This is a genomic window from Paenibacillus sp. Lou8.1 (assembly GCF_024213565.1).
Classification (GTDB): Bacteria; Bacillota; Bacilli; order Paenibacillales; family Paenibacillaceae; genus Paenibacillus; species Paenibacillus polymyxa_B.
Map to the genome: position 1 here is coordinate 1 of NZ_JANAVN010000023.1, position 17,776 is coordinate 17,776.

At 43.0% G+C, this 17,776-nt stretch carries 14 protein-coding genes and 1 rRNA gene; 13 read left to right on the forward strand and 2 right to left on the reverse strand.

The annotated features are described in order from the left end of the window. The 4 genes from rrf to NLX78_RS24865 form a co-directional block, all read left to right on the forward strand. A 5S ribosomal RNA gene (rrf, locus tag NLX78_RS26940) occupies positions 1-75 on the forward strand; the annotation flags it as partial. Between the two features lie 274 nt (positions 76-349). Beyond that, complete coding sequence (locus tag NLX78_RS24855; protein WP_254351805.1) at positions 350-1,201, forward strand: alpha/beta fold hydrolase; 852 nt, start codon at positions 350-352, stop codon at positions 1,199-1,201. 272 nt (positions 1,202-1,473) lie between these two features. After that, entirely contained in the window at positions 1,474-2,199 is a 726-nt protein-coding gene (locus NLX78_RS24860; RefSeq protein ID WP_254351806.1) for a YjjG family noncanonical pyrimidine nucleotidase, read from the forward strand. After that, positions 2,196-2,741, forward strand: coding sequence for a GNAT family N-acetyltransferase (locus NLX78_RS24865; protein WP_254351807.1), 546 nt, complete (start codon positions 2,196-2,198; stop codon positions 2,739-2,741). Before NLX78_RS24860 ends, NLX78_RS24865 begins: the two co-directional genes overlap by 4 nt. Positions 2,742-2,874: 133 nt before the next feature. Here the strand turns inward: NLX78_RS24865 and NLX78_RS24870 are convergent, their stop codons facing one another. Together NLX78_RS24870 and NLX78_RS24875 are read right to left on the reverse strand one after the other, a co-directional pair. After that, the gene (locus NLX78_RS24870; RefSeq protein ID WP_254351808.1) at positions 2,875-5,151 is read right to left on the reverse strand and encodes an alpha-galactosidase; all 2,277 of its coding nucleotides are present in this window, start codon (positions 5,149-5,151) and stop codon (positions 2,875-2,877) included. An 82-nt stretch (positions 5,152-5,233) separates the two neighbouring features. Beyond that, positions 5,234-6,220, reverse strand: coding sequence for a LacI family DNA-binding transcriptional regulator (locus NLX78_RS24875; protein ID WP_069291912.1), 987 nt, complete (start codon positions 6,218-6,220; stop codon positions 5,234-5,236). 177 nt (positions 6,221-6,397) lie between these two features. On the opposite strand from NLX78_RS24875, the gene NLX78_RS24880 reads away from it, so the two are divergent. The 9 genes from NLX78_RS24880 (at position 6,398) to NLX78_RS24920 (ending at position 17,665) form a co-directional block, all read left to right on the forward strand. Beyond that, positions 6,398-8,206: a sensor histidine kinase gene (locus tag NLX78_RS24880; protein WP_254351809.1), complete on the forward strand. Its 1,809-nt coding sequence runs from the start codon at positions 6,398-6,400 to the stop codon at positions 8,204-8,206. Then, on the forward strand, positions 8,199-9,305 hold the full coding sequence (locus NLX78_RS24885; protein WP_250268295.1) for a response regulator transcription factor: 1,107 nt from the start codon (positions 8,199-8,201) through the stop codon (positions 9,303-9,305). Before NLX78_RS24880 ends, NLX78_RS24885 begins: the two co-directional genes overlap by 8 nt. A gap of 198 nt (positions 9,306-9,503) precedes the next feature. Then, complete coding sequence (locus NLX78_RS24890) at positions 9,504-10,805, forward strand: ABC transporter substrate-binding protein (protein ID WP_250268297.1); 1,302 nt, start codon at positions 9,504-9,506, stop codon at positions 10,803-10,805. Between the two features lie 78 nt (positions 10,806-10,883). After that, positions 10,884-11,762 (forward strand): carbohydrate ABC transporter permease, encoded by an 879-nt coding sequence (locus NLX78_RS24895; protein WP_061830977.1) that lies wholly within the window; start codon positions 10,884-10,886, stop codon positions 11,760-11,762. Positions 11,763-11,790: 28 nt separating this feature from the next. After that, on the forward strand, positions 11,791-12,633 hold the full coding sequence (locus NLX78_RS24900) for a carbohydrate ABC transporter permease (RefSeq protein ID WP_061830975.1): 843 nt from the start codon (positions 11,791-11,793) through the stop codon (positions 12,631-12,633). Positions 12,634-13,120: 487 nt separating this feature from the next. After that, the gene (locus NLX78_RS24905; protein ID WP_254351810.1) at positions 13,121-13,807 is read left to right on the forward strand and encodes a response regulator transcription factor; all 687 of its coding nucleotides are present in this window, start codon (positions 13,121-13,123) and stop codon (positions 13,805-13,807) included. A gap of 12 nt (positions 13,808-13,819) precedes the next feature. Further along, a complete protein-coding gene (locus NLX78_RS24910) occupies positions 13,820-14,806 on the forward strand; it encodes a sensor histidine kinase (RefSeq protein ID WP_254351811.1) in 987 nt (328 codons plus the stop codon). Between the two features lie 101 nt (positions 14,807-14,907). Then, a complete protein-coding gene (locus tag NLX78_RS24915; RefSeq protein WP_254351812.1) occupies positions 14,908-15,687 on the forward strand; it encodes an ABC transporter ATP-binding protein in 780 nt (259 codons plus the stop codon). Then, entirely contained in the window at positions 15,653-17,665 is a 2,013-nt protein-coding gene (locus NLX78_RS24920; protein WP_254351813.1) for an ABC transporter permease, read from the forward strand. The genes NLX78_RS24915 and NLX78_RS24920 overlap by 35 nt, the downstream gene beginning before the upstream one ends. Positions 17,666-17,776 lie beyond the last annotated feature (111 nt).

Sequence of the window (17,776 nt, forward strand, 5' to 3'; positions counted from 1 at the left end):
AACACGACCGTTAAGCCCTCCAGCGCCGATGGTACTTGGACCGCAGGGTCCTGGGAGAGTAGGACGTCGCCAAGCAAATAAAAGTATGACCTCTACATAAAAAACCGCGATAATCGCGGTTTTTTTGTTTCCAAAAAGATATGCTTGTCAAAAATGAAGTATGAATCCCTTAAGTCAAGACAAGTAAGACAAAAGTAAACCAGTTTTGTTTTTGAAAAAAACATGTTAAACTTTTCTCATAAAAATTGTACTTTTTGAGGTGAGTTGAAGTGTTGGAACGTTCTATGGAGAATACAAGGGAATTACACAAAGGAAAGGGAGTGATTTAAAAAAGAAAAGGAGATTATAAATGAGCACTTATCAAGCAGTTATTAGTGATGGATTTGAGCTGAAATATGCTATAAGAGGTAACGGAAGACCGATATTGGTGATCGGCAGTAGTGTATATTATCCTCGCTTATTTTCAGACCATTTATATAAAAAGTTTCAGTTTATTTTTCTGGATCATAGAGGGTTTGCAAAACCGACTCGAGCTTTAAAACCAGAAGACTATACTTTGGATAAAGTTATTAATGATATAGAAACAGCAAGACAATGCCTTCATCTAAATGAATTTATCATATTAGGACATTCCGGGCATGCTTTTATGGCTTTAGAATATGCTAAACAATACCCGGACTATGTTCAAAAAGTGGTACTTTTAAATTCAGCACCTACAAACAGCCAAGAAAGACAACGGCAAAGCTTTTCTTTCTTTAATGAAACGGCCAGTTCAGAAAGAAAGGAACGTTTTGAAAAGGACATTGTTTTATTAGAGGAAGATATCAAAAGAGACCCTGATAGAAGATTTGTTCACATGTGTATACGTATGGGAGCTCAAAGCTTTTATGATTATGCCTATGATGCGGCTTATACGTGGAATGATGTATATACGAACATGCCTATCATTGATTATTTATGGGGAGAAGTATTCGGAAACATGAATTTGATACAATCCTTAGCGGATATCCATAAATCCGTATTTATTGGTTTGGGAAGGTATGATTATTTGGTTGCGCCAGTTTCTTTATGGGATAGGGTCGATGACACCTACGAGAACGTGAAAAAAGTGGTTTTTGAATATAGTGGGCATAACCCGATGTTTGAAGAACCTCATTGTTTTGATCAAACACTAGCTAAATGGATTAATGAAGATCACTAGGATTCTTGCTATATCATCTCTTAGATGCTCAGTGGCCCGTAAAATGAGATCACCTTCATTTTACGGGCATTCTTATTGAGCGTTATTTGCCTTTTGCACCGATGACAAAATACTATGACTTTGTTATTAGTGACTTGACGGCTTAACTAGGTTCTGTATAATAACCGAAAGGTAATAATGTATTGTTAGTTTTTCGTTGTACTTCTATCTGGAACAGCTCAAAGGATCAAGCGGACTGAACAATTTAGTAAAGCAATGATATGGAGGTCGTTATGAAATACGAAATTATTTTGTTTGATGTCGATGATACGCTGTTTGATTTTAAAAAGGCAGAGAGTCATGCGCTACATAATACGTTTACCCAATTTGGATTGCCGCAAGGGGCCACGGAGTATAAATCCAGTTACGATGAAATCAACGGCGCGTTGTGGCGAGAGGCAGAGGAAGGACACATTACCTCAGCGCAACTGCGTGTGGAACGGTTTAAGCGATTATTTACTATTCATGATCTAGATTTCAATCCAGATGCCTTTAGTGCTGCATATTTACGTTATTTGGGTGAAGGTGCTTTTTTGATGGACGGAGCGGTTGAATTATGTGATATGCTCTCTGATTGTCGTTTGGCAATTATTACGAATGGAATCAAAGAGGTGCAAACCTCCAGAATTCAGCTTTCGCCGCTGCGTGATGTGTTTGAGCAGGTAATTATTTCAGAGGAAGTGGGTTGCCAAAAGCCACAAGCTGGTATTTTCGATTACGCATTTAACAAGTTGGCCATCTCTAATAAAAGTAAGGTTCTTATGGTCGGCGATTCTTTAACCTCTGATATTCAAGGAGGGAACAAATACGGAATTGATACCTGTTGGTTCAACCCTTCCAGAAAAACAAATACGTCTGGGATTCAACCTACTTATGAAATAACAAGTTTGATGGAGCTGCCGAATAGTGTACTTTCAAAGTATCCCGTACTGAATCATACATCGGCTGAAATTAGATGAATAATGTCGAAATCAGAAGGCCGGAAATTAAGGACATCGAAAAGTTAAATGAATTGTTTAGAGTTGTGATTACAGACACGTTTGCTAAAGAAGGCATTGGTCATATGCTGGAAGACATAGAGGAGGAAATTAATACTAAGAGGTTATATTTGGAAAGTGACTTGGAGAGTCACGGTGAGCAGCGATATTTCTTAATCGCTGTAGATGGGAATCAAATAATGGGTTCTATTGAATATGGACCAGTAAGTCAACTAATAAGTAAATCTACCAGTGATACATTTAAAAAGTTATGCGAGGTAGGAACTGTATTTGTTCACCCTGACTACCAGAAGATTGGGGTAGGGAATTTATTGTTGAAATCAATGTATTTGGCGCTGAAGAATAGAGGAGTAGAAGAATTTTGTTTAGATAGTGGATATCGTATTGCGCAGAAAATATGGAAAAAGAAATTTGGAACTCCTGATTATTTATTAAAAGATTATTGGGGAGCAGGCTCTGATCATATGATATGGAGAATCAAAGTCAAGGATGCTATTAAATGATCAATTGCTTGGCAATCTCTTGTGTGTCTTTAATCTACAGGGACCAAAGTTATAAAACAAGGCAGGCCGGAAAATCGGACTGCCTTGTTTTAATTTTTTCATCGATATTCACCGTTGCTAACTGCATTTGTTATTAGTTGGAGATAGCTTTAAGGCGGAAGGTAGAGCTGGCGAAATCTCCAGAGAGATCCGAGACAACAAGCCCAATTTTCATTAGGCGGTCACCTCCAAAAATTTCGCCATCAAATGCTACGCAGAAGGGGGAACCGCCATCCTCCACTAAGGTATTACCCGCATGGACTGCTGTGTTGCCCGTCGCTCCGTGTTCGATTATATACTTTTTATCTGGGTCAAGTCCTTTTAGAGTTAGTCGCCGGATGGGCCCATTCGGTTCAGCTAGTACGCGGAAGTAAGCGACAAAAGCTTCGGACTGGTCCTCGCTAACGAACATCCAGGCCGTATCGCCTCGGCCTTCAAATGGACTAAGGAGTCGATACATATCTCCCTGCTGTACGAGGGAACGAATTTCCTTATACTGGGCAATTTGTTTGGCAGCGAGCTCCTTTTCTTCATTTGTAAAGGCAGTTAGGTCAAGTTCGTAGCCAAAATTTCCGCTCATTGCCACGTCGCCGCGTATAGCGAGGGAGGTGATTCGCCCCACCTGGTGATTTGGTACGTTCGATACGTGTGCGCCCATGGTACTGGCTGGATACACGATGCTTGTGCCGTACTGGATAGCCAATCTTTCAATGGCATCGGTATCATCACTGGTCCATGTCTGCGGCATATAGTAGAGCATTCCGGGATCGAATCGTCCCCCGCCTCCGGAACAGCTTTCGAACAAGATGTCCGGGAACTGGGAGGTCAGACGTTCCATCAGATCGTAAAGTCCGAGCATATATCGGTGTGCAGTTTCCTTTTGACGTTCACTAGGAGTGGTAGCCGAAGCAATCTCTGTCATATTACGGTTCATGTCCCACTTGACATAAGTAATTGGAGCGATCGAGAATACGGAGCTAAGTGTCTCATACAAGTAGTCACATACTTCCTTGCGGGAGAGATCGAGCACCAGTTGGGATCGGCCTTCCGTCCGCCGCCGGCCTTCCGCATGCAGGCACCAGTCGGGATGGCTGCGGTACAGTTCACTATCCGGTGATACCATTTCCGGCTCAACCCACAAGCCAAACTGTAATCCTTGTTCATTAACCCGTTTTGCCAGGTCAGCAAGCCCGCCAGGCAGCTTGCGACGGTCTTCAAACCAGTCTCCAAGCGAACTGTCATCGTTGTCGCGCTTACCAAACCAACCGTCATCTAGAACAAAGAGCTCAATTCCAAGGGGTCCTGCTTCCTTGGCAATCGCTTCGATTTTGTCGGCGTCGAAGTCGAAATACGTGGCTTCCCAATTGTTCACGAGAATCGGACGTTCTTTGTCACGGTAAGCCCCTCGGCACAGACGTGTGCGATAGAGTCGGTGATAGGTGCGTGACATGCCTCCAAGACCTTCTTCGGAAAAGACCAATACGGCTTCAGGGGTCTGGAATGACTGACCCGGCTCAAGCCGCCAGGAGAAGTCAAAAGGATTGATTCCGATACTTACACGAGTCTGATTGAACTGCTCTACTTCTGCCTGTGCGACGAAGTTGCTGCTGTAGATTAGACTGAAACCGTAAACATCTCCACGATCTTCAGTCGCATCAGGACGAAGCAGTGCCAGAAAGGGGTTCATTTGGTGGCTGCTGGAACCCCGTCGGCTCTCGAGCCGAATGGAGCCGGGTCCGAGATCACGGCGTTGGATATGTCTTTCCCGAACCCAGGCTCCAGATAAGTAGAGAGCTTGGTAGTTGGAATCGGCGAAGTCGACAGAGGCACTCATGGCATGTTCAATATTTATGGTAGCGCTTCCCTTTTGTTCAAAAAGAGCAGACCTAGCAATAGCACTGTGGTTCGCAAATACAGTATAGAGCAGTGTAGTCTTAAGCCCCGAGTATTGATCCTCAAGGATCAAAAAGAGGGTTGTGGCTTCATCATCCGATTCGGTATAGACGGAAGGAAGTCCCTCGAGCTTTGGTTTACCCGGTTCAATACGGTAACCACTATATTTCAGCTCCGTAGTCCGAGTTCCGTCCGCAAGTGCAACCTGGTAAGCTGGTTGACGAAAGTCGCTTGTTCCATACTGGGGGTATTCCTGAGGAAGCGTGTCCAAAGAAATTGTACGGCTGGAAGAAACGGGAGTGGGAGAGAAGGAGCAACGCTCCCTAAGCTCCAATATACTTGCGAGACTTTGGTCATGATGAAGTTGAGCTCCCCAATAGACATGTGCGGGATATCCTTCTACAAGCTGGATAATATAGCTGCAATCCTTGGACTGCAAATGAAACAAACCAAGCGCCTCGTTAACATGAATGTTCATGATATTCACTCCTTAGGGGGTTATCATTATTGTTTTACGTAAGGATACTGATCAATGACAACAAGACTCTCAAGTACTGATGTTAGCCTTTTTTGCATGAGCTCTCCCGAATGACAAGCTTAGTCCCGATCACGCTGTACGCAGGTGGTTCACGTCCCTCAAACCGTTCAGAGAGCAGTTGCACGGCAGCCTTTCCCATCTGTTCAGGGTAGGCACGGACAGTGGTTAGCGGAGGCTGCACGAAGGCTGCCATCTCAATGTCGTCGAAGCCGACAACAGCCATATCTTCGGGTACCTTGACTCCATGTCCATGAAGGGCGCGGAGGGCGCCAATAGCGAGCGGATCGCTTGCAGCGAAGCAGGCAGTCGGTCTTTCCTGTTGGGTTAGGAGTTCGTTCATCATGAGATAACCATCCGCGGTACTCCAGGCACCTATGCGGACGAATTGAGGATTGTACAACCCCTGTTCCCGCATGAATCGTTCAAAATAATGCGCTCTTCGCTCACCGTCGCTCTTACCGCCGATAAATCCGATTTGTTGGTGGCCAAGCTCAAGTAGATGACCGAGTGCCTGATCAACAGCTTGCCGGAAATGAAGTCGTACAGAATCATACTCCAGCTGTTCATGGTACTGGTCGACAAGGACAATGGTGTTCTTGTCAGGATGAAGCTTGAATACCTCTTCAGGGTCAACGCCGCCCACAACAATAAGACCGTCCGCCTTCTGCAGGGTGCCGATGGATGAGCGGCCTCGCAAGGTCTGGCCCAACGTCAGGCCAAGCTCTTCACAGCGCAGTTCGATTCCACGGCGGATCGAAGCGTAATACGGATCGTCTCTTTCCTCCTCAATAGAACACCACAGCAGGAGGGAGACCGTTTTCCCGGCACGTTCCGTATTCTGCTTTAATTGCCTCAGCCGGGTAGGCTTATACCCGAGTTGCTCGGCAACCCCAAAAATTCTGTTTTTAGTGTCTGGGCTTACGGACAGTGACAGATCGTTATTTAAAACCCTTGAAACGGTTGCGGCAGACACACCCGCTTCGCGGGCAATGTCTTTAATGGTTGCCAAAAGAGCTCACACCTTTTTAGTTAATAATTTTACTAAAAATCGACTTTATCCTAACACATCTCTAAAGCACTTTCAAGAAGAACGGTTGAATTTTTTTAACTTTATTTTTGAACTACTACTGTAGAGATTGTTTGTGTTAACATGATGAATATTCTCTTGATGACGGAGGGGTCCTAGTTGAATATTTTGTCACTAGCTCGTAAGTGGTTCGGTCGACTTCGCTTTAAAAGCAAGGTTATAACGGTATTTCTTCCGCTAATTATTATTTCTCTGCTTATTCTTGGACTATTGTCAAACCAACTTTTCAGCCGTTCTTTGATAGATCGAACCACCAGCAATGTGGTCGATGAGTCTCAGCTCATCTTGTCTAGGACCGATTATATATTCAGGAGTGTGGAAACGGCGGCCAATATTATGGTCACGAATATTAACCGGATGTATGATTCATACGGTGCCAAACCTAATACTGCCATGGAGCCTATTCAGTTTGGAAACTTGATGCAGAGCCGCTTATCCATTGATTTGTCAATCTTTCGTGAGGTGGATGCCGCTGTATTCATTGATAACGAAGGGACGATTTTCGCCTCTTATACCGAAAGCGGGGATGATCGCAAGATCTATAGCATGCTTAAGCAGGTAAGGGAATCTGAAAGTTATGGACAGGCCCTCTGGTTTGATATGGAGAAGAGGGATTTCCTAACACCAGATCGGAGCTCTCCCGTTTTGACGCTGGGGAAGATGGTCATTAATATAGACACCGGCGAACCCTATGGAACGCTTTTTCTGTTAGTGAAGGAAGAAGGTTTGTCTGATTACTTTCGTTCCAGCGATCCAGATGCACCCAAATCTTATTATTTTTTAGATAACGAAATGCGCGTGGCTGTGGCAGAAGACAATGAGATGTTGATGAATCTGGTGAATCCACAGCTGGGTGAGGCCATCCAACGTTGTGCACCTAATGCATCCCATGGAACGTGCTCATTCGAGTATGAGGGCAATCTGGTAACGGTCACGGATTATAACCGGATGGATTGGAAGTTGGTCAATATTGTTTCTCTTAGCCTGCTTACGGCTGATGTCCGGCAAAATGTTAGACTGTCGCTCTTAATCGGCGTGTTATGCCTTATTTTTTCCTGGCTGGGCGCTAGCTTTCTATCTAAAATGGTCGTTAGCCCTCTCGAACAACTAACTAGGGCCATGCGGACTGTTGTAACCGGTGACTTGCAATCGGTTACAACAGTCCGTACAGAGGATGAGATCGGTACCATTGCTGAAGCGTTTAATTTTATGATAAGACGAGTTCGGGAGCTGCTGGATGAGGTAAGGCAGGAACAGAACCGTAAGCGTGAATATGAACTTGCACTGATAAGTGCCCAAATTAAACCGCATTTTCTGTACAACACTTTGGATACCATTTATGCACTCAATGAGTTAGATCGGAATGAGGAGGCTAGAGATACTACAAAAGCGCTGGCAGATTTTTATCGGATGGTGCTGAACAAGGGACGGGAATTAATCACTTTAGAAAAGGAAGCCCAGATTACTGATGATTACCTGACGATTCTACAAATCCGTTATCCCGATGTGTTTCGCTATGAAGTGGATATCCCTCCCGAGCTTGCAGGTACACCGATCCCGAAGCTCTCGCTTCAGCCGCTTGTCGAGAATTCGATTTACCATGGTCTTAAGAAGAAAGAAACAAAAGGTTTTATCCGTATTTTTGCCTTTAAACAGGGCGATAAGGTGGTCGTTCGGGTGCAGGACAACGGTGTGGGGATGGATGAATTCCAAGTTCAGACTATCATGTCCAGACATTTATCGAAAGAAGGAATACGATCAATCGGTACCTACAGTGTTCAGCAACGACTGAGCCTGTATTTTGGCGAGGAGTATGGGATATCCGTGCAAAGTGTGCTCACGGAGGGAACAACTGTTGACCTGTTGCTGCCGATGCTGCCAAAGGGGAGTGAACACCAAGATGTATAAAGTGATGATTGTCGATGATGAACCGCTGTTCCGAGACTTTCTGCGAATTAAGATAGATTGGGAAAGTCATGGCTTTCGGGTTTGCTGCGAAGCAAGGAACGGCCAGGAAGCACTTCAGGAAGCCGAGCGGCATCAGCCGCATCTCGCCCTCGTAGATATCAATATGCCCTTTATTGACGGAATTGAATTAGCTGAGAGGTTGAAAGTCAAGTTCGAACGCATCGTTATTGTATTCATATCCGGACATAACGAATTTGAATACCTACAGAAGGCGGTTCGAACCGGAGTACAGGATTATTTGTTGAAGCCGTTCAATGCAGAAGAAATGCTCTCGATGTTGGAACGTATTAAGCCGAAACTACCGGTGTTTCCACAGGAGAGCGAAAGTACCGAGTGGGGTAAGCATGGTAGCGAAGCGTTGCACGGCAGAGCAGGTATGCCTGATTTGGGACATCTGCGTGATGCGGTCGTGCTAGACCTCCGAATGAAAGACAGTGAAACGTTAGAGGAGGTCCGTAAGGCAATCCGGCAGCTTAGTATATACAAGTGGGGGGATGAGTACGCGGATGCGATGCTTATGGGAATCGTATCTCTAGCACTTTCCTTTGCAAGTGAACGCGGTATTCCTTATGATCGGCTATGGGATGAAGGAGGGAACAAATCTCCTTACGACCGGCTGCGGGAGTTGGATTCCTGGGAGGCTGCTGAAGGTTGGATGCTCGCCCTATACCGCAAGCTGATCCAGCTGATGGAGAATATGCGTCCTACGAAGGCTTCCAATTTGTTTGCGGCGGCGATCAATTATATCGAGGAACATTATGCAGACACAGAGTTGTCTGCAGAGCAGGTTTCGTGCGGAGTTTTCGTCGATCCCAGCTATCTCCGGCGCGTTTTTCGCAAGGAGTCTGGCTTCTCCATAGTGGATCATATTACACACATCCGGATGAAAAAGGCCAAGGAGCTTTTGCTGAATGGAAATCGGAAGCTGTCAGAAATCGCTGAAAGTGTTGGATACAGTGACCCCAATTATTTTGGCAAATGCTTCAAGAAACGCTTTGGCATGACACCGACTGAATATGAGCAACTCAAAAAAAGGTAGCGCCTTTCCTACGAGGCAGGACAAATCGATTTAAGCCTAGCGGTTTTCCTATATATGGAGAACCGCAGATCTTTTTGTCCCGTTTTTTACTGATTAAGCCCGTTTTATTCCTTAATCAAAAAAAGAAGCGGCAGTATACTGTAGTCATGCAAATGAAAGCGTAATCATAAAACACACTGCATGAGGGGGATTAAACACATGAAAAAAACTTACAGAAGTTGGAGTGCAGCTTTGCTAGTGCTCACCATGTCTATTGGATTGGTCGCTTGTGGCGAAGATAACTCGACCTCTTCCAAGAGCGAGGCAGGGGACGGTACGATCAAATTGAAGGTGTATGCGCAGCATTTTGATGACGATACCATAAAGCCGTTCGATTATGCGGTGGAAGAGCTCAAAAAGAAGATGCCAAACGTAGAGATTGAACTGGATCCTGCCGTGCAGGATGGAGGCCAGAAGCTGAAAACCTATGCGGCAACGGGAAACATGCCAGACATCTATTTAGCGGATTGGTCAGTTCTGCAAACTTTCGCAAAATCGAAAAATGTTGAGGTGCTGGACAACTATGACACAACGGCCGAATTCAAGAAGAATCTTAACCCGGGTGTTGAATCGCGTTTGGTAGCTCCAGACAATCATGTATATGCTTATCCCGAAACCGGTATAGAATTCCAAATGATCTATTATAACAAGTCAATTTTTGAGAAGGTCGGAATCAAAACACCGCTTAAGACGATTGACCAAATGGCCGATGCAGCGAAAAAGTTGAAAGCCGCAGGTTATGTACCTATGTCAATCTTTGCCAAGGAAAAATGGATAACGACCGCTTTTTATAATGGACTGGTTACAAGGGAGCAGCCACATGGATTCGGAGCACTTGATCAGAAAGGTGTAATAGCATTGCCGAAAGCATTTGTAGCAGCGGCTCAGCAGATGAAGCAATTGCAGAGAGCTGGATTGTTCGATGCCAACGCCACGAATACCAATTATGATCAGGCATCGTCCTTATTTTATCAAGGGAAGGCTGCTATGTTCGTGAACGGACAATGGGAAATTTACAGTTCACAAGAAAAGCTGGGCGACCAGGTTGACTGGATGTACTGGCCTGCAAAGGATGAAGCAACCTACGAGAATTCCAAATATTTCATAGACGGCTCGGGTTCACCACAAGGTTACGCAGTATCACCGAGTAGCAAGAATAAGGAAACAGCTGTAAAGGTAGCGGCCTTCCTTGCCACAAAGTCAGCCGAGTACAGATACACCCAACTTGGAAGTCCAATTGTTTCGCAGAAAGTGGATAAGCCAATGGCCTCTAATGTCCCAGCAATGATGCAGCGAGTCGTCAAAGAGTTGCTGCCAAACGCGCAGGAATATGCTCAACTTCTGAGCAATACAAAAATTCAGAACACCATTAATGACAATACTCAAAATTTAATGGTAGACAATTTCTCTGAACAGGATTTTGTGAACAATCTGAATAGTACATTGGAAAAAGAAAACTGAGAATTCAGGAATTCGGCAACCCTTGGCGGATAAGTCGCTGGGGGATGCTGTTCCAAAGATAAGGGGTGGAAGCAAGACATGAATAAATATTTGGGGAACAAATCGGCGCTCGCACTGTTTCTCCTCCCTGCTTTGATACTGTATAGCGTGATACTGATATATCCCGTTCTGCAAACTGTTCTTCGCAGCTTTTATGATTGGGACGGCCTGAGTACGCTGACCTTTTCGGGACTGAGTAATTATCGGGAACTGTTCTCCGATCCTCTACTTGCTACTTCGCTTAAGAACGGATTAATCTTTGCCATTGTGCTGGCGGTCTTTCAGATCGGACTGGGAACACTATTAGCGCTAATCTGTGCGGACCCGCGCACACGCGGGCGAAAAATACTGAAAACGTCTTATTTTATCCCAGTTGTCTTATCGGTAACCGTGGTGTGCCAGCTGTGGATTGCAATCTATGACCCAACTAACGGATTGATCAACCGGCTGTTTGATCTCTTGAACATCCCTTATCAGCAAAATTGGCTAAGCTCCCCGACAGCATCGATTATTGCCATCGCCTTCGTTAATGCCTGGCAGTTTATGGGGTATCAATTTGCGCTGCTATATGCAGGAGTTAAGTCAGTACCCGAGGACTACTTTGAAGCCGCCACGATTGACGGCTGCAGCAAATGGAGAGCGCACTGGCATGTCACCCTTCCTCTGATGAGGGAAACTTACAAATTCTGCTTTATTATTGCGATTACCTCTGGAATTGGGGCCTTTGTGCAGATGCTGATTATGACAAATGGTGGCCCCGGCACTACAAACTATACAATGACATTCATGATTTACCGCTATGCTTTCATGGAAAGCAACTATGGGTACGCATGTGCTGTATCCGTGCTGCTTGTACTAATCTCACTATTGGCAACTGTAGTCATCAATAAGCTGTTCGACCGCGGACAAACCGCCTGATAAGGCGTGTATCGAAAAGGAGAACGAAATGAGTAAAACCGCTTTGAGCAAGTTCAGACAAGCTGTTCTGCAGATACCGCTGTGGTTGTATTTTATTGTTTCGGTCTACCCGTTGTTCTGGATGGTTTCCTACTCGTTCAAGAACAACGATGAGATCTTTGTCTCTAATCCATTTGGACTGCCGACACATTTTCGTTACGAGAATTACATTAATGCCTGGACGCAGTTTAATATTCCCCGTTACTTTCTGAACAGTCTGGTCGTATCAACGATTTCGACTCTGTTCATCCTTTTACTGGCTCTGATGTTTGCCTTCGCAGTGGCTCGTATGAGATGGAGGTTTCGTTCTGCCGTTCGGACTTATATGATCATAGGAATGTTTATGCCACTGCAGGTTATCATGATACCGCTGGCGATTCTGGTTCGCGATTTTCATCTTACCAATACGTATGGAGCTCTTATTCTTCCTTATATCGCAATTGGCCTTCCTTTCTCGTCCATGATTTTTTACGGGTTTCTTATAGCAATTCCTAAGGAGATTGAAGAGGCGGCATGCATGGATGGAGCTAATATTTATAGACTGTTCCTGAAAATCATTATGCCACTTGCATTGCCTGCAATTGCGACGGTAGCCATTTTTCAATTCTTGAACAACTGGAATGAGTTCACTTTGGCCTATATTTTAATTTCTGATGAAAATATGAAGACATTGCCACTCGGCTTGCTTTTCTTCCAAGGCTCTTACAGCACAGATTGGGGAGCCATGGGGGCTGTTATGACTATGGCCTCCTTACCGATGGTACTGGTCTATCTGTTCTTGAGTGAACAAGTGGAGCGGGCGATGACGGTAGGTTCGGCTGTAAAAGGATAGAAAGGATAAACTGCCCGGGGTTGAGAATCAGAAAAAGATTCTCAACCCCGGGCAGTTTTGTTACGTACATACGTTAGTTCAATCCGACGATGGTCTGTAGGTAATCAGAAACCTTACAGCAAAGAAATGTTTTTGTAAGATTCAACTGTTGTTCGTTATGTAGAAACTAATTATGCTGGTAAATAGCTAGGCAAGGAAAGAAGTGAGCAGACTTGAAAGATCCAAAGCAAAGTTTCAATGAAATATTAAAAAATCGTAAAAAAACCATTATAACAGTAATGGTTGTCGTTACTATAATTATATTGTTAATCACTCTGGTATTTGGCACCATGCATATTATCCGGGGTTCTATATACACCACCACGAAAACCTCCTAAATCTACAACCAAAGGGGATTAGATTGTTGTTATTGCTTGAATGATTAAATAAAGGCATTATAGAGAAATCAGTTGTTAAAAATTCAAGCACTAAGAAGGTAGAAAACATAATGCAAAAGATATTAATAGTAGAGGATGACCCTCAAATCAGCTCCTTGCTCCAATCCTATCTTGAAAAATATGGTTATCAAGGAGTTATTGTTTCAAATTTTGATCAAGTTTTAGTTGCCTTTCAAAAGGTGGAGCCAGATTTGGTACTACTTGATGTGAATCTACCTCGTTTCGATGGATTTTATTGGTGTAGACAAATACGGACTCAATCTACATGTCCCATCCTTTTTGTGTCTGCACGCGATGATAAAATGGATCAGGTCATTGCTTTGCAAAACGGAGCAGATGATTACATTACGAAACCATTTTATCCCGAAGTACTGTTAGCCAAAGTAGAAAGTAATCTGCGACGTGCCTATGGTTCTTATGCCGTTGCTCCAAAATCACGTTCCTTAAAAGTGTCAGCTTTGACGCTATATCCCGATATTATGGAACTTGTGTTCCATGACAAGCAGGTCGAAATTAGCCAGAAAGAAGCAGCACTGTTAGAGCTATTGATGACGTATCCTAAACAGGTTGTGGGTAGAGTTCATCTCTTAGAGGCTTTATGGGATGATCACCAGTATGTGGGCGAGAACACATTGAATGTTTATGTCACTCGTGTCCGTAAAAAGCTGAGCGAGCTGGGACTGGGGGATATCATAGAGACGGTTAGAGGGGCTGGCTATCGGCTTCACTTTGACTGAGGAGGATGAACGGTGAAGCTTTTTTGGCGTGACCATTTTTCGCTTGTGATTTTTAATATCATCCAACTTTTTCTTGTGTTAAGTATCTATTGGTTGGATGGTTACCGTAACTGGTCGACAGCCCTGTATTCCGTCTTTTTTGGGACTTCCATATTGCTGGTTTATTTGCTCTTCCGATATGTCCTGTACTCTGGTTTATATCGAATATTATCCACTGCAAACCTAAGAGATTTAGATGAGCTTATTCAGATGAAGGTACTTAATCCGTTAGCCTCTTCTTTGCAACACTTGCTTTTACAATATTACCGATTGTATCAGTCTCGAATTCATCAGTTAGAGCATCAGCAACGTGATCATATTACATTTATCAATCAGTGGGTTCACCAGATGAAAACTCCTCTTGCTGTTATTCATTTAATCCTCAAAGGAAAAATAGATCCTGAATCTGATCAGATTTACGATGAAATTGATCGAATGGGAAAAGGACTAGACATGATTTTATATATGTCACGGTTGGAATCCTTTGAACCTGATTTTCATGTGGAGCCTGTTGTATTACGAAAACTGGTTAGTGATGTGATCTATGATAACAAAAGACTATTGATTCGTAACGAAATTTATCCTTCCAATGAAGTGGACGAGCAGTTGTGTGTGATAACTGATGCCAAGTGGCTAAGATTCATAATTAACCAATTGATGACCAATGCGGTGAAGTATTCTTCAGGTCATGCCCACAGTCTGAAACTGATGTCTCACGTAAGAGATCATGTCATTGTGTTGGAAGTACAGGATGAGGGGATTGGTATCCCTAAAAAAGACGTAGAACGGGTATTTGAGGCTTATTACACAGGTGAAAATGGGCGGAAGTATCGTGAATCAACCGGGATGGGACTCTATTTGGTGTCTGAAATCTGCAAAAGACTGAATCATAACATTCAGTTAAAATCGACGGTTGGTGAAGGGACGACGGTTCAAATTCTGTTTCCAATTCGCAAATGAGAAACCTTACAACAGATTTAAGGTTTTTGTAATGTTAATCGATCGCTTCACTTGTCTGGATGGATTATGATCATGACATAGGAAAAAGAAAGGAATGAATTATGGAGATTGTACGAATGGATCAAGTCACCAAAATATACTATGGCAAGGTTCCCTACCGAGCCCTTAATAACATCCATTTAACGATCAAACAAGGCGAGTTTGTTGGCATTATGGGGCCGTCTGGTAGTGGGAAGACTACATTATTAAACATGATTTCAACCATTGATATGCCGACTTCTGGCGAGGTTTGTATTAAAGGGGAAAATCCAAATCAGCTCAAGAAGGATAAGCTGGCTTTATTTCGTCGTAAAGAGCTGGGATTTGTATTTCAGGACTATAATTTGCTGGAAACTCTCACTTTGGGAGAGAACATACTGTTTCCTCTGATGCTGAATAAAAAAGGATTAAAGGAAATGGAGCACAAACTGGAAGAGGTAGCGAAGAAACTGGATATTATTGATATTTTGGATAAACGACCTTATGAGGTGTCAGGGGGACAAAAGCAAAGAGCGGCTATAGGCAGGGCTATTATTCACTCTCCTTCACTCTTGCTCGCAGATGAACCCACTGGAAATCTCGATTCCATGTCTTCACGTATTGTGATGGAAATGCTGGGGCTTATCAGTCGGGTGGATCATTCCACAATCGTGCTGGTAACACACGGAGCCGTGGAAGCCAGTTATTGCGATCGGGTTATTTTTATAAAAGATGGTGAGTTATATAATGAAATCCATCGTAGTCATAGTCAGCAATTATTTTTTCAAGAAATTATAGATATACTCTCCTTTTTGGGGGGGAGTAGACATGCGCATGAGCTTTCGTCTGTTAGCATGGAATAATCTCAAGCACAATGTGCGTGCTTATGTACCTTACTATGTAAGCAGCTCATTAATGATTTCGATTTTTTTCGTATATGCGATATTTATTTTTCACCCGGATGTCTCAGATGCAATCACAGCAGCTAATGTGAAAAAGGGATTACAAGTTGCTGATCTGTTGATTTTTGTGTTTTCCTTTTTCTTCGTATTATACACAAACCATATTTTTGTTGCTGCACGAAAAAAAGAATTTGGTATACTGACCATTTTAGGGACACATCACAGACAAATTTATTTTTTGGTCGTATATGAAAATCTAATTATAGGCTTTTTATCCTTAATTACCGGGATTATCGGAGGATTTGTTTCAGCGAAATTCTTTCTACTTTTGGGCTCCAATGTCATAGGAATGTATTTAACGTTTTATTTTCCTTGGAAAGCACTGGCTTTCACCGTGGTGGGCTTTATGTTTTTGTTTATATTGATCTCATTTGTGTCTGTTTTCTTCATACGCCATTTTAAATTACAGCAGCCTTTTAGCAAGGTTTCACAGCTAAAAAAGGATTTAAAAGCTTCATGGAGCCTGTCCTTTCTTGCCATAGTATTAATAGGAGCGGCTGTATATTTGATGAGGATTGATTTTCCACCCTACATTTATCTGGCACCGTATCGTTTGGGGACTCTTTCTTTTTATATATTACACTATTCAGTTGGAGACACATTTAAATATACAATTGTAATGGGATTTATTGGTGTTTACTTATTTTACACTCAATTATGTGTACTATTCATTCAATTGCTTAGAGCTAACAGGAAATGGTCTTGGAGCGGAATACGCTTATTATGGTTATCTGAGATCACATACAAAATCAGGAATAATGCCGGGCTGTTTTCATTAATTACCCTAATTTCTATCATTTCCTGTGTAGGAGCAGCGTCAACGTTTGACTCCATGCAGCAGCAAAAGAGATTTCTTAAGGAGCAATCTTATTCATTTGCACTTACTTCTGATGTTGTAAGTTCTATAGAGCTTGAAAAAGAGATTGACCAAAATCTTTATACGGCTGGGGTAGATTATTCGAAAGGTGAAGTGTTGATCTTTCCCTTTCATGAACAGCTCGCGCCAGTGATGAAACAATCCAATTATGAGGCTCTTGCTTCCAGGTTTAAGGAGCTAAAACAGGCAGTAGCGCTTCGGGACCATCAAGGCTTTTTCATTTTTGATTCAAACGGGATGTCTTTAGAAGAACAGAAAACCTTTTTTGAAAAAAAGCTAACTTACAATCAAGGAAAATCTCAGATTATGAATATCCAGATTATGGATACTCAGAAGTTGGACCATAACTTAAAGTCTGATGAAAACATCATCTCTGAACTAGCACGGTTACTTGTTGTTCCAGATCGAACTTACGACCATTTAATTGAACAACGGTATTTCAATGATCCATTGGCATACAAATCTGTTTACTACTTTGTGCCAAAATGGAAGAATGGTCAACTTTCTTTAGATACTTCAGAAACTCAACAGGAGATATGGTTGTATTCCGTGTTGGCCCACAAGGTGAATAAAGGGGTGCTTAACTCTAGAGCAGTGGATTATTTGACATCGGAGATGGATCTGAATATTAGCGAATTTATTGGCGGATTTATCGCCATTATTATGTTGGCAAGCACTGTAAGTCTATTGTATTTCAGATTGTATGTAGTTCTTCAACGGGATGAGGAAATATACCGAGCTTTATCGAAAATCGGACTAAACTCAAGAGAAATGAGACGAGCTGCATCCAGACAAATTGCTTTCTTATTTCTTCTGCCATTAGTCGTATCATCCATAGGAATAGTGCTTTGTTTAGTTATGTCAGAACCATCTGGAATATATGTAGTGCCCTTTCGCATTACGCTTATTCAGATTATGCTGTGCTTTTGGGCAATCCAATTCTTTTCCTTTCTTATTGTACGGTTCCTGTACCTTCGTCAATTGGATTTGAAGATGTTATAAGGAACGATAAGCTTTGTGTAAAAAAGTTGCAGAAGGGGAGGAGTGGTTCCTCCTTTCTGGAATCTCCACGGATTATAGACGATGCAGCTCTCAATTCACGATTTCCTTGAT